This window comes from Anatilimnocola aggregata (assembly GCF_007747655.1).
Lineage (GTDB): Bacteria > Planctomycetota > Planctomycetia > Pirellulales > Pirellulaceae > Anatilimnocola > Anatilimnocola aggregata.
Map to the genome: position 1 here is coordinate 2,840,987 of NZ_CP036274.1, position 13,209 is coordinate 2,854,195.

The window sequence follows — 13,209 nt, forward strand, 5'->3', positions numbered from 1 at the left end:
ACGGCGTTCTGCTCATGAGCAGCGCCGTTGGCTTTATGGTCGTTCCCACACTGCGGGCAAACGCTTTGATTCTTCGCCGTAGGTTTGCGAAACGACAAACCCGCTGGCCTGGGACATGTAAAAAATACGACCGTTGGAAACAATCGCGCCCAGGCATTCGCGCGAGTCGATGGCGGGGCCGGTCGAGACGAGTTTGCTGCCGGCAGCCAGGTCGATCATGTCCATGTTCGCGCCGAGAATATAAGAGCCCGACATGGTGAAGCGGCAGCAGGCATAGTTGTGGTCGACTCCCCCCACGACTTTGCCCGTCTGGCGATCGAAGACGTTGCCGCGACCACGCAGCGCGTTCGAGAAGATGAATTGATCGCCAACGGTCACGACATTCAAGGCAGAAGTGACCACGTCGGACTGCCAGATGAGTGAACCATCTTTGGCATCCAGGCACCAGACAAAACGATCTTTGGTGTCTTCTTTGGCGGGGTTAAAGCCGCCGATATAGATGCGGCCATCTTTGCCCGTGAGCGTACACTTGGCGGTGACGAAGTGCTTATTCGAGAGCCACACGACCTCGCCCGTCTTGGGTTCGAGACAGGCCGTCAAGCCGTTGTTCTCGGGTGGGAGCCCGCGGCGGGCACGATGGCTGGCCGAATAGCCAAAGAAGGTGGAATAGAACAACTTGCCATCGAGCAGGCAGATGCCGCAGTCGTTACCGCCGCGGCCATGTTCGGAAAAATCCTTCTGCCACACGACTTTGCCGGTATCCAAGTCCCAAGCCCACAACAGCGGGCGATTGTCTTTGGGGTAATACGGATTGTCGTTGGAATAGATCCAACTCATGACCTCGCGACCATCGGCCGCGGCTTGAGGGGCTCCTTTGAAGGTGTAGGGTTTCTCGGTTCCTTGCGGAGCATACTCGCCGGAACCAGAGGCATAGATGGCGAGATTGCCGTGAACCACGGGTGGGAATTGTCGGCTCCAACTGGGCGAACCGGTGAACGGAGCTTCCCAGAGAAGTTCGCCGGTGGCGGCATCCAGGCAACGCATCACCGAGCGTTTCATCCCTGCTTGAGGAATTAGCAGTGTGCCGTCGTAGTAGAGGGGGGACGTGAACGAAAGATAGACATCGGGCCAATAGCGACGCCAGAGCAGCCGGCCGGTGTCTTGTTCGACGGCAATGATCTGACCTTCGGCAGTGTGCGAGTACATCCGTCCGCCACCGCAGACGGGCAGATGCTTAACGGTTCCTTCCAGTCGGCGGGCCCAGCGCATGCGCAGCGGCGGAGCCAGGTCCTGCAGGTTGGCATTTGTCGAGCCGAAGTCGCCGTAGTTGGTGTACCAGTCGTACTTGGCTGCAGCGAACTTGCCCGTCAGCGGGCTGCGGATCTTGGCAACGTCGAGATTCTTCGTGGGAAGAGGTGCGTTGCCGTCGGCACCAAAGACATACAGGTAACCATCTTCACAGGGGGCGAAGATTCGGCCAGCGGCCACGGCGACCGGAGCGGTGAGCGCGGAGCCGTGGGCGGTGGCAAGCGAAGTGGGCTCACCGCCCGCCAGGGGTACGACATATAACTTGCCGTCGAGCCCACCATAGATGGCATGGTCACGCGTCAGCACGGGTGGACAAATTGATGCTGCGGGACAAAGGACCGTGGGTTGATCTTGACCTGAAGTATGCCGGCACAAGCCCAAACCTTGTTCGGGGCGCACGCGATAGACATCGTTCCCCCGAATACTAACCGCTGCGAAACTGAGGAGCCCTGGCAATTGAATGGCCGTTTGCGTGTTCTTAATGAAGTCGGTCTTCAGCTTCTCGCCGTCGAGCTTGAGAATCTCCACGCGCCCCGCGTTATCGCGACGATGCCACTGGACATACACATTCCCCGCCGCATCGGCGCTTTGGCCAAAGGTAGCGGGGAATTCAGAGCCATCGAAGGCCGGAATTTCCCCGGCCACGCGCAGCTGGGGATTGGCGCCGGCGTCATCCAGAAAAACAGTCCTGCCACCGGCGGGAATTACCACCGTCTTGCCGATGAGGCAGATATCGCGCGAGCAGACAAAGTGGTCGCGCCAGTTCACTCGCCCTTGTCGCTCCTTCAGCCAATCCTCACCGCTCCAGCGATTGCCCGTGAACTTGACGACTTCCTTCACGAAGTCCCAAGTCCAGACGAGCGTGCCATCGGGCTCAACTGCATACACCTGCGCGCCGAGGGTCGCGAAATAGACGCGGCCGTTACCAGCAGCGGGCGCTGAAAAAATTGGTTCCTGGCAATCAAGCTCGCGAACGACCTCGCCACTTTCACGATCGAGCACATAGTAGTAACCGGCCGTAGTGCCAACGTGAAGATATTTACCGCTGATGGCAGGGGCTGCCACGTTGTTGCAATTTCCCGCGCCACCACGAGTCGCGAATGTCCATAGAACCTTCAGCGAGGAGGCATCCAAGCACGTAACGACGCCGGCTCCATCGATGGCATAGACCTTGCCATCGGCAATGACCGGCGCGGCGTAGATGCCGTCGGTCAGCGGAACCGCTCCCACCAGCCCCAGTTTCGCGGGGAGCACCGTCTCGGGGTGATTGCCCGAGCGGAGAGAGTCTCCTTGGAGCTGCGGCCATTGATCCGCGGCGGCAGCAACGGTTGCACAACAAAGCACGACGAGTAACGTGAACGATTTCATGGCGACTCCTGCAAGGAAGGGGTACGCGGCCCATGATAGCGGATCGCTACGGGTAATTCGCCTGCGCACTGGCTCGCTTGCGCTCAGAGGCCGGGGAGCCTAGAATTGAAAAGCGAGTTCGATACGCGGAAAGTAACTTTGCAACAACAACGTCCAGCAGACCATTTGATGAGTCAGTCCAACCAATCGTCCCGCTTCATCACACGCTTCGCGCTCGTGCTCCTGTGCACTTTCGTGATAGCGGTTTGGCTCTTGCGGGCCGAAGGGTTTCGCTCGTGGCTGGGCCGGGACCAATCGCCGGCGAGCGCACCAGAGCCGAGTTGGGAGGCGCAGCTCAACGCGGTCAAGCAAGGCAAGTCCGATCGAATTGAAATCACCCAAACGCCGATCGGCGATGAGCAGCTCCAGCAACTGACCGAGCTAGCGGAACTGCGTGAATTGTTGATCGATCAGGGAAAAATGACGGACGGCGGTTTGGCGGCAATCTCCAAGCTCCCCAGCTTGGAACACTTGCGAATTCGTGGTGCTCGCATTGGGGATCTTGGCCTGCAGCAAATCGGTGAGATCAAGTCGCTCAAGCGGCTTAATTTGCCCCAGGCAGACTTCACCGACGAAGGGCTGGGGGCGTTATCGCATCTGCCTGAGTTGGAGTTGTTGCGGTTCGGCAGTCCCCGCGTGACGGATGTCGGAATCGCGAAGCTCGTCAAAGTTCCGTCGCTTCGTTGGCTCCACTTGATCGAGATTCCCGTTACCGATGCTGCCATGAAGCCGATTGGCGAGATGAAGCAGTTGGAATCGCTCTATCTGGATGGCGCACGCATCAGCGACGCAGGTTACGATCAACTCTTCAAAGCTCGCCCGAACCTGCACCTGCACGTCGACCAGCGGCATCACGACCGCGATCCCCACAAGCACGATCACAGCCACTAGGTACTATTTCGCCGGCCCAGCAAGTATATTTACGCATTCACCTTTTTGGAGAATGGCTGACATGAAACGTTTCGCATTGGCAATTGGCATCTTGATTACCTTGGGCGCGGTCGCCTGGGGTGCGTTCTTGCGCGTCGGTGGCACGGGCGGTGAAATGATCACCGCAGCTGACAAATGGCTCGGCACGCTGAGCGCCGAACAGAAGGCGAAGGCCGTCATGAGTTACGACGCGCCGGAGCGAGTCGACTGGCACTTCATTCCCAAAGCTACCCGCAAAGGCTTGCAGGTTAAGGAAATGAACGAGCAGCAGCGGAAGGCCGCTCACTCGTTGCTGCAGAGCGCGCTCAGCCAGATTGGCTACGGCAAAGCAACCAAGATCATGGAACTCGAAAAGGTTTTGAAAGAGCTGGAGAAGAGCAAGGTCGGCGGCAACATCCGCGACAACGAACGCTATTACTTCACTATCTTTGGCGAACCAGGCGACACCTCGCGCTGGGGGCTGAGTGTCGAAGGGCACCATACGTCGATGAACTTCGTCGTCGATAAGGGCCGCGTGATTTCGTCGACCCCCATCATGTTCGGCACCAATCCGGCCATCATGAAGGAAGAGGTCGCGGGCATCGCCAAGGGAACGCGCGTGCTGGCTGCCGAAGAGGAACTGGCGTTCGAACTACTCCACTCGCTGTCGGCCGAGCAGCGGAAGGAAGCCGTCATCGCCGAAAAAGCACTGGCCGAAGTGCGCGAAGCGGGCAAGCCCCAACCGGCGACCGATGCTGCCGAGGGGATCGCCGCCAGCAAGTTGAACGACGCCCAGAAAAAACTGCTGCGGTCGCTCATCGATACGTATGCCAACAACGTGCCGGAAGAAGTGGCGAAGGAACGGCTCGCAGCCATCGAGAAAGATGGCTTCGACAAGGTGAAGTTCGCCTGGGCGGGGGCCGACAAATTGGGGATCGGCCATTACTACCGAGTTCAAGGCGATTCGTTCGTGATTGAATTTGTGAATACGCAGCCCGATGCTGCGGGGAACCCGGCCAATCACATCCATTGCTTCTGGCGCGATATGCGTGGCGATTTCGCGCTGCCGATCAACTAGTCGAGCGTAACGACGAGTTGTTGCCTTTGCCTAGCGAGGCAACTGGGCCAACGCGGCGGCAACTCGCGCAGTTATTTCAGCGTGCAGATCCGCCGGCAGCGGACCACGCTCGGCAGCTGCCACATTGGCTGCCAGGTGCTCGGCATTGCAAGTTCCCACAATGGTTGTGTGGCAGTGCGGATGCGCGAGCGTATACCGCAGAATCAATTCAGCCCGGCTTATCTCAGCCGGCAAGAGTTCGTCAAGCCCAGCCCGAGTCCAGACATCGTCAAGTGTTGGGCGCTTCACTTCGGCATCGGGCCCACCCTGAGCGATGCCGCCCCGCAGAATGATGCCAGCGCCGGTGGCAGCTGCGGCCGTGATCAGGTCGTGATGCTGAGGTGCCAGGCATGAATAGGGAATCTGAAACGTATCGAACACGCCGAGGGCAATCAGTCCAGGCAGGTTGGGAAGTGAGCTCGACGCGCCGATAAACCGCACAAGTCCCTGCTCGCGAAAGCTGATAAGCAACTCGATCAGCCCGGTACTCTGCAACTCTGTGGCATTGCCACCGTGGAATTGCAGCACATCGAGATAGTCGGTGCGCAATCGCCGCAAACTGGTTTCCAAATTGCCTTTGATCACGTCCTGGTCCCAGACGTGGTCGATCTCCAAATGGTCGGCCTGTTGCGTGTAAACGCAGCCGCACTTGGTGGCCAGATAGTATTCGCTGCGCCGTGAGCCGATGAATCGGCCGATCCGCGCTTCGCTCTGGCCATAGTCGGGCGAAGTGTCGATGAAGTTAATCCCGGCATCGAGAACCTGGTTCAGAAAAACGTCCGCTGCTGCGTCGCTCACCACGCGCACGCCCCACGTCCGCGGACCGCGCAGCCCCATGCTGCCATAACCTAATGAGGTCACTGCGAGTCCCGTACGGCCGAGTTGGTGCTTGATCATGAGGCTACTTTGCTTCGACGAGGGTGGCGTTGCGTCAACATGATTGCATATTCTGTCAGCTAAAGCGGAAGTGCCCATCACTATCCCAGCGACCTGGGAAAAACATGCGGTCAATCCGCTCCAGGGGCCAGAACACCCGATCAGACCAAGCTCCGCCGTAGCGATAGTGTCCCGATCCTGTATTCATTCCCCAATTGGGAAGCCCAGTCGGGTCTGGATTTACCAGTGCGAAGTAACTTCCCACGTAGAGAATGGGATGAAGAAGCAACAAGATGCCTACGATAACCGATGCGGTCGAGTGTTTATTGGGCATGACGGCATTCTACGCCTGAGATCTCAGCCGCATCGCTCTGGCGGGACGTTTTCGCGCGCGAGTATCATATGAGAATGGATGCGAATGCCGCCAAGAAGTTGTCGGGCGAACGCCAAGTACACATACGAATGTTCTGGTGCGCGATTGCCCTACTCGCCGGCTCTTCAAGCCAAGCGTTGGCCCTGCCACCATTCAGTCGGGCGTGGCGCGACCGATATCTGAGCGGGGATGTCTCGGATGAATATAAGGTGGCGGCCGAAATGGCGCGCTGTCATGTCTGCCATAAAATCGCCGCCGGCAAGGCATTGAACTCATACGGGAAGGCTGCGGGAAAGTTCCTGACAAAGGATGAGTGGGTTACGGTCAGGGATGAGCCGGCAAAACTACGGCTCTATATCGACAACGGGCTGAAGCAGGCCGAAGCAGAGAAGTCGCCCAGCGGTCGAACCTTCGGAGAACTGATCAAAGACGGGATCGGTCCTTGGGACTGAATATTCTGGTTGTACCGCCTGCCGAGAAGTTTGTAATCGGCCGCGTGCTGGCTGCCGATGAATCCGGAATACGTCCCCGGGGTTCGTGTGTGAGACCGATCGATGTGCGACACCAGTAGCGTCTCCGCCGCCCAGCAGTCGTCGTTGCAAACGCAGATTCAAGTCAGCCTGCTGGTGAAGCAGCAGTCGGCCGTGAAGCAACTGGGGGCCGCAGCCGTTGAGATGATCCAGGCTGCTGGCCAGGTCGGCAAGTCGCCCGACACCGGCAAAGTATTCGACGCCGTCGGGTAATTCTCCCGGGCACACTGCCCGCCGCGAGATTTCTTTTGTAATCGCTTACGCCGGCATGAATTTAGGTAACCCGAAGCGTCAGCGAGGAGAGCGAACGGGAGGCATCGAAGCGAATTTCCTTCGTGGTCCGGTGGGAGGACTTTGGAGGTGAATCGGAGCCTGCCCATGCAAATGATTTAACGACGGCTCAGGTTCAATGCGGCGATGAGCACCCTCCTCGCTGACGCTTCGGGTTACCCAAAATGCGAGGAAATCGCATTTCCGCAACCCAACACCATGCTGGCATGAACGGGCACGTTGTTTTGCGGCGTGACCAGACGTGTCACTCGACCAGCATCTAATTGTCGTGGGATGTTCTTTTTAGTTTGGTAGAAACTGCGCTATATCTGCGCGCACTGTCTCGAAATACTAGCAATGACATGATGTGTCGTTGATGCGTAGTAATGGCGATGTCTGTTCCTTAGTCGGCCAGCATTGGCGTGCTTATTGCTGGGCGGACAAGGGTGACTTTAGCGCCGCGAGGCATTACGTCAATCAGGAAATTGAAGTTTGGAAAATTCAGACTCTGGCAAGGACTTACAGTCATTGCGCTGCGCGTAAGTGGTTGCCCAGGTGAGGCTTGTGGGAAGTGGGCAAATTGCGCGGAAATTGAGAATAACGGAAATTTCCAATTGCAAGTGTGAGCGAAGTCGGCGACATGAGATCAGGACATTATGGAAATTGATTCAGAACATTGACAGAGAATGGCAAGGACGTATGACCACGGCGAGGAGCAGAAGTGGTTGCCGGGGAGACGTTTGCGGGATTCGGGAAACTTTCGCGATTCATTGCAATTGTGGAAATTTCCTGCATCCCGAATCGGATCGGAAACGAGTGGTGCTTTGCACCGTTCGCGCCGGAGTGAGAAACGGCTTGTGGTGTACTTTCTGCCGAAAGGGCGGCGATTGTTCACGGCCTGCTAAGCGGGCTGGCGGTTCGTAGTCATGAAGTCAGCGCATCGGTTAGAATCGCCGCAGATCAAATTGCCCAGACTTGCCACCGGGAACCAACGCATGCTCTTCCGTGCTTCGTTTCGACTGATGTTGTTGCTTTGCCTCCTCACAGCGACGCTGCGTGCAGCTGAGAAGACAGCCCCGACCCGTCCGGCTTGGACGAAGTCGCGGATTGTCGGTGCGCCGCAGGCTCCCGAACCATATCGACTGGAGTCGGCGTTCCCCCAGTTGCGGTTCGAGCGGCCGACCAGCATCGAGCAGTTCCCGGGGGCTAATCGACTGCTGGTGACGGAGATGGGGGGGAAGGTCTTTACCATCGTCAAAGGGGCGGCAACTAAAGAGAAGGATCTGGTTGTCGATCTGAAGGGGCTGCTGCCGCAGGAACTGGCTGGCAAGAATGTCTCGCTCCTCGATGCCGAGTTTCATCCGCAGTTTGGCGAGAATCGCTCTCTGTTCATTTGCTATGTCCATCCGGGCAACGGCGGGCATACCCGCGTGTCGCGACTCACGTTGACTGGTGGTTCCACTCCGTCGGTTGTGCCGGGTAGTGAGCAAGTCATCATCACCTGGCCCTCGGGAGGGCATAACGCGGGCTGCTTGGAGTTTGGCAAGGATGGCTTCTTATACATTGCCACCGGCGATGGTTCGGGGCCGAATCCGCCCGACGGTCGCACGACGGGGCAAGATGTTTCCGACTTGCTGGGAGCGATCCTGCGAATCGACATCGATCGCCAGCAGGGTGACCTGGCCTATGCGATTCCCGCCGATAATCCATTCGTGAACACGCAGACCGCGCGGGGAGAGGTTTGGGCTTATGGCCTGCGCAACCCCTTCAAGATTGGCGTCGACATGGAAAGTGGCGATGTCTTCGCCGCGGACAACGGTTGGGAGTCGTGGGAAATGGTGCATCGGATTGTGCGTGGCGGTAACTGCGGCTGGCCGATCATGGAAGGGCGAGCGCTGTTGCGATCGGAGGTCAAGCCAGGTCCGACGCCCATCATTCCACCGGTGAAAGATCATCCGCATACGGAAGCGAACTCGGTGATCGGCGGGCCCGTGTATCGCGGAGCGAAGTTGCCACAGCTGGCCGGATCGTTTGTCTATGGCGACTACATCACCGGCACCATCTGGTCGGTGCGGCGCGAGAGTGACGGTTCGTATTCGCACGCGACGCTGTGCGACACCGACCAACGGATTGTCTCGTTTACGCAGGGGAATGAGGGTGAACTGTATGTGCTCGACTATGACTTCACCGGGCAGATTTACGAACTGCTGCCGTCTGACTTGCCAGATACTTCGGCGACATTTCCGCGGCGGCTGAGCGAAACGGGGCTATTCACTTCCTTAGAAAACCTTGAGCCCGCGCCGGGAGTTGTTCCCTATTCTGTACAAGTCGAACGCTGGTTGGACGGTGCGCATGCGCAGCGCTGGCTTGCCATTCCCGGTGATGGACAAGTGCAACTGTCGACGAGCAAAGAAGAGTCACCCGTTTATCCCGAGGGAACGGTGCTGGTGAAGCACTTGAGTTTGCCCGAGCACAAGCTGCGGCTGGAGACGCAACTGCTGCACTTCGAGCGGGGCGTTTGGCGGCCCTACAGCTATTTGTGGAATGAGGCCGGTACCGACGCGGAACTTGTCGACTCGATTGGAACTCAGCGAGGTCTCAAGATTCCCAGTAAGGATGCGAAGGAGGGGTTCGTCGAGCGGACGTGGCGCGCGAGCGCGGTGAACGAGTGCAAGCTTTGCCACAACGCAGAGTCGCGCAACGTGCTGGGCTTCGTTCCCCATCAATTGACTCGCTTGGTGGCAAGCTCTGGCGGAGAGACGGAACTTACGAGACTCAGTGCCATGAAGGCAGTTGCAAAAGCGCCGACGAACTCGGCCGACGATCAACTTCGGCTGGTTGATCCGCACGATGCGGCGCAGCCGCTCGACGAGCGGGCTAGATCGTACCTGCACGTGAACTGCAGCATGTGTCATCAGCCCGGCGGCAATGCGATTGTGTCGTTCTTTCTCCGCAAAGATCTGCCATTCGAAAAACTCAATACCAGCAAGGGAACGGGCATCGGCACGTTCGGCCTGCGCGATGCCAAGCTGATTGTGCCGGGCGATCCCGCCCGCAGCGTACTGATGTATCGCATGTCGAAATTGGGTTACGCGCGAATGCCGTACATTGGTTCGCAAGTCGTCGATAGCCGTGGCGTCGCGCTGATTGATGCCTGGATTCGTTCCATGCCGGGCGAAGCTGGTGCTGGAGCAGTTGCGCAGTTGTTGGAATTAACGTCCGCACTTAACGGAGAACCTGCTGCACGAGCAGCGAAGATCGATGAATTCGTCAAATCGACCGGTGGAGCGTTGGCGCTGGTGGCTCGCCTGCATGGCGGCACTGTCAAGGATGATGATCGTGCGATTGCAGTGCGGCAAGGGAGCGCGGCACCTACTGACATTCGCGGGCTGTTCGACACCTTCATTCCTGAGTCGCAGCGCCGCCCGACGTTGGGGGCCAATGTCGATCCGCAAACGATCCTGAGCAAGTCAGGCGATGTGCAACGCGGCAAATTGATCTTTTACAGCGACGGTGCCCGCTGCCGCAACTGTCATGATGCCAGCGACCGTAAGTTGTCGATTGGGCCGACGATTCAGGACATCAACAAGAAGTACACGAAGCTCACCGACCTCTTACCACACATCTTGCAACCCTCGCTGAAAGTCGACGAACCGTTCGCTGCTTACACCGCGCTCACTGACGATGGACGCGTGATCGGTGGGCTCCTCGTCGAACAGTCCGATCGCCAGGTAGTGCTGAAGACTGCCGAGAAAAAACTCGTACAACTTCCGCGGGCCAGCATCGAAGAACTGCGCAAGAGCGAGAAGTCGCTCATGCCCGATAACATCCTGAGCGACCTCACTGCCCAAGAAGCGGCTGACCTGCTGACGTACCTTGCTTCACTCGGCGCAGCCAAATAACAACAATGATTTAAGCCATCGTTGGAGTGAAACGATGAACCGATCCTTGACCGTCATAATCTGTTGGTTGCTCAAGACAGCGATTCTTGTCTTGTCACCAACTGCTGGGTTGCAGGCCGCCGGTTCCCAATTTGTGCCGCCCAACATCGTTTACATCCTGGCTGACGACAAGTAGCAAACTGAATTTGCCAGGTTCAATTGTGCCCGTGTTTAGCGGTAGATTCGCGGAATTTGGCCTCTTTGGCAAGCGGCTCCAAATCCCGGTGAATTGCGGCGGACTATGCTCGGTTGCGGAAAATTAACTACACATTGCTACAGCGCGCTTGGTTCGGTGATCTTGGAGAACTTGACGATCTCACCAGGCGCCTGGGTGGCGTAACCACGAAACTTGTCGATCGCATCGTCGATCGACTCCATAGTCCCGAGCGACGCCGTGTAGTCCAAGCGGAAGTGCACACGGTTGCTTTCATTGAGCCCTTTGCGCAAGACGGCCTTGAGCAATGCACTAACAGCCCGTTGAAATAGGCTTGGTTTTCAGTTGATAGAGGCAATGAGCGCGGGGGGCGGGCCAAGTTCTTGAAAGGTGAGCGTAGCGAGTTCCTCAGGTGGCTACAGGCGGTTGCGAGAACTGCCATGAGAAGGCAGGCGAAATACAAAGGTGAAACAACCGCCGCCAGGTCATTCGCGAATTGTTGCAGGCCGCGCGGCGTGCCCATCTTGAAGAGTACGCGCATCAGCACGCTCAGGTTGTGAGCGGCAGCTGCGATCAAGTAGCGTTTGCGCAGCTTGTCGATGCCCGTGAGCCAAGTGCGTCTCGCGCCGCCGGTCTCGCAAACGTGAGCGAAGGTTCGCTCCATCTTCTCGCTGCGGAGCCGTTGCAGTTGTTTGCCGCGCTCGCCACGCGTGCGACGGCGATTGGCGTAGACCGCGGCCTTCTGCTCCGGCGGCTTTCGGCAACGCGATGAATTCCAGTTCATCTGCAAGGTTTAGCATTCAGCGGGCTGCGGGAATTCGGTTTCTTTTTTACCTGTACTTTCAGTCGCGCAGTCGCGGTGAAGCCGCGTCGATTGGTCCGAGAAACCTGCACCAGGTAGGTTCCCGGTTTCTCGAAGCGGTGCACCGTCGGAACATATCCGTCTTTTGCCAACTGCACGACATTACCATCGCTGTGCACTACAACAGTTGGACTCCCGTCGTCAAAGTTCCAGGTTTCTTCTCCGTCGGTCGTGCGAAAGGTGCGAACCAGAAACTTCACGGCATCGCCGGCGCGAATTCCTTCGGTCGGTGCGTACGCCGCGTGAATAGACGGCGGCAGTTGCTCGGGATGTTCACGGTCGATGACATTGACAATCGCAAAATCGTAATCGACACGCCCCTCGCGATCGGTAATCTGCAGGATCTCACTGTAAACGCCCGGACGGGCATAGGTCCGTTCGAGTAGCGGTCCTTCGGCCTGCTGACCATCGGTGCATTTCCAGTGGTATTTCGCGATCGGGCCTGCCGCAGTCCAGGAACGACTACCATCGAGTTGTACTTTTTCGTTTACCGAAACGAAATGATGAGGTCGCGCCACCGCAATTAGTTGTGGTTTCCGCTCACGCAGATTCGCCTCCCAGAGGAATGCGTAGCCATCGATAATGCCCCACTGACCCGACGGTTGCCGCCCGCTGATATCGAAGTGCAAGTGCGACCAGCCGCCACTGCCTCCTTCTTTGCCCAACAGCCCCAGGGGTTGCCCGCGTTTTACCTGCTCGCCGGGTTTCAGCCCGGCCGCAATCGTGTGGAGGTGGCTATAGCGATAGAACCAGCCGCGGCTATCGAGCAGATAGACGACGTCGTAACGCGGAGCGACGGGAGTTCCCGAGTAGCCGGGCAGCACTTCCTTGCCCACGGAAACCACGAGCCCGTCGGTGGCCGCGACGACATCTACCAGGCCCTCGGCGCCGCCGATGTCGAGGCCGTAGTGGTAGTAGACATTCCCCTTGCCGGGATTTTCCCCGCCATCGACATAGGTTGGCTCGTTCGCCATTTGCGTTGCGCTCGCGAACCAAGCTTGCCTTGCGGGGTAATCAAAGGTTCCCGGATTGAGCCACGGCGAATCCGCCGGCCAGAGCCGCAGGCGGGCATCCTTCACGAGGCCCCAGGGGGCGTGACCTGCTGAGGACCGAGTGGAGTTGAGTGTGTAGCCGCGCGTGATGGGGCAATCGATCTGCACGTCGCCGATCTTCATCGGCAACCGGTAATTCGCGGAGACGAGGGTGAATGTCTGTCCCGCCACCTCGACGTCGACTTCTGCGCGACGAACGGCGTTGCGGAGGGAATCGCTTTGCTCGCGCAGGTCGCGTAGCTTCACCAAGACCTTTTTGCCGGCAAGCATTACTTCCTGCGAGTCACCGACGTTGAGGTCAATCGTCTGGAACGGCGGTTGGAGTGTCGGTTCAGGAATCGCTATTTGCGATTGCGCAGTGGAGTGGAACAGCAGGACTACAATGGCGACTGGCAACAACCTTATCATTT

11 protein-coding genes and 1 pseudogene are annotated in these 13,209 nt (G+C 58.1%); 6 read left to right on the top strand and 6 right to left on the bottom strand.

Annotation, left to right across the window (positions count from 1 at the left end; all coding sequences use genetic code 11):
- Positions 1-33 precede the first annotated feature (33 nt).
- On the bottom strand, positions 34-2,676 hold the full coding sequence (locus ETAA8_RS10770; RefSeq protein ID WP_145088026.1) for an outer membrane protein assembly factor BamB family protein: 2,643 nt from the start codon (positions 2,674-2,676) through the stop codon (positions 34-36).
- A 168-nt stretch (positions 2,677-2,844) separates the two neighbouring features.
- Here ETAA8_RS10770 and ETAA8_RS10775 point away from each other — a divergent pair, with 168 nt between their 5' ends.
- Complete coding sequence (locus tag ETAA8_RS10775) at positions 2,845-3,606, top strand: leucine-rich repeat domain-containing protein (protein ID WP_145088027.1); 762 nt, start codon at positions 2,845-2,847, stop codon at positions 3,604-3,606.
- 61 nt (positions 3,607-3,667) lie between these two features.
- Entirely contained in the window at positions 3,668-4,702 is a 1,035-nt protein-coding gene (locus ETAA8_RS10780; protein ID WP_238397729.1) for a DUF3500 domain-containing protein, read from the top strand.
- A 30-nt stretch (positions 4,703-4,732) separates the two neighbouring features.
- Here the strand turns inward: ETAA8_RS10780 and ETAA8_RS10785 are convergent, their stop codons facing one another.
- Both ETAA8_RS10785 and ETAA8_RS10790 read right to left on the bottom strand, forming a co-directional pair.
- Entirely contained in the window at positions 4,733-5,638 is a 906-nt protein-coding gene (locus ETAA8_RS10785; RefSeq protein ID WP_145088029.1) for an aldo/keto reductase, read from the bottom strand.
- Positions 5,639-5,693: 55 nt separating this feature from the next.
- Positions 5,694-5,951, bottom strand: coding sequence for a hypothetical protein (locus tag ETAA8_RS10790; RefSeq protein WP_145088030.1), 258 nt, complete (start codon positions 5,949-5,951; stop codon positions 5,694-5,696).
- 74 nt (positions 5,952-6,025) lie between these two features.
- On the opposite strand from ETAA8_RS10790, the gene ETAA8_RS10795 reads away from it, so the two are divergent.
- The 4 genes from ETAA8_RS10795 to ETAA8_RS34555 all read left to right on the top strand — a co-directional run bounded on the left by ETAA8_RS10795 (position 6,026) and on the right by ETAA8_RS34555 (position 10,867).
- Positions 6,026-6,442: a hypothetical protein gene (locus ETAA8_RS10795; RefSeq protein WP_145088031.1), complete on the top strand. Its 417-nt coding sequence runs from the start codon at positions 6,026-6,028 to the stop codon at positions 6,440-6,442.
- 102 nt (positions 6,443-6,544) lie between these two features.
- Positions 6,545-6,733 carry a hypothetical protein gene (locus ETAA8_RS10800; RefSeq protein ID WP_145088032.1) on the top strand — a complete coding sequence of 63 codons (189 nt, stop codon included), beginning with the start codon at positions 6,545-6,547 and terminating at the stop codon, positions 6,731-6,733.
- 1,052 nt (positions 6,734-7,785) lie between these two features.
- Positions 7,786-10,692 carry a PQQ-dependent sugar dehydrogenase gene (locus ETAA8_RS10805; protein WP_202921751.1) on the top strand — a complete coding sequence of 969 codons (2,907 nt, stop codon included), beginning with the start codon at positions 7,786-7,788 and terminating at the stop codon, positions 10,690-10,692.
- Between the two features lie 34 nt (positions 10,693-10,726).
- On the top strand, positions 10,727-10,867 hold the full coding sequence (locus ETAA8_RS34555) for a hypothetical protein (RefSeq protein ID WP_202921752.1): 141 nt from the start codon (positions 10,727-10,729) through the stop codon (positions 10,865-10,867).
- A 137-nt stretch (positions 10,868-11,004) separates the two neighbouring features.
- On the opposite strand, the gene ETAA8_RS34560 is transcribed toward ETAA8_RS34555, so the two are convergent.
- The 3 genes and pseudogenes from ETAA8_RS34560 to ETAA8_RS10815 all read right to left on the bottom strand — a co-directional run bounded on the left by ETAA8_RS34560 (position 11,005) and on the right by ETAA8_RS10815 (position 13,207).
- Entirely contained in the window at positions 11,005-11,193 is a 189-nt protein-coding gene (locus tag ETAA8_RS34560) for a hypothetical protein (protein ID WP_202921984.1), read from the bottom strand.
- 245 nt (positions 11,194-11,438) lie between these two features.
- A pseudogene (locus tag ETAA8_RS10810) lies at positions 11,439-11,669 on the bottom strand (transposase); the annotation flags it as partial.
- Complete coding sequence (locus ETAA8_RS10815; RefSeq protein ID WP_238397730.1) at positions 11,666-13,207, bottom strand: PKD domain-containing protein; 1,542 nt, start codon at positions 13,205-13,207, stop codon at positions 11,666-11,668. The pseudogene ETAA8_RS10810 and the gene ETAA8_RS10815, both read right to left, overlap by 4 nt.
- Positions 13,208-13,209 lie beyond the last annotated feature (2 nt).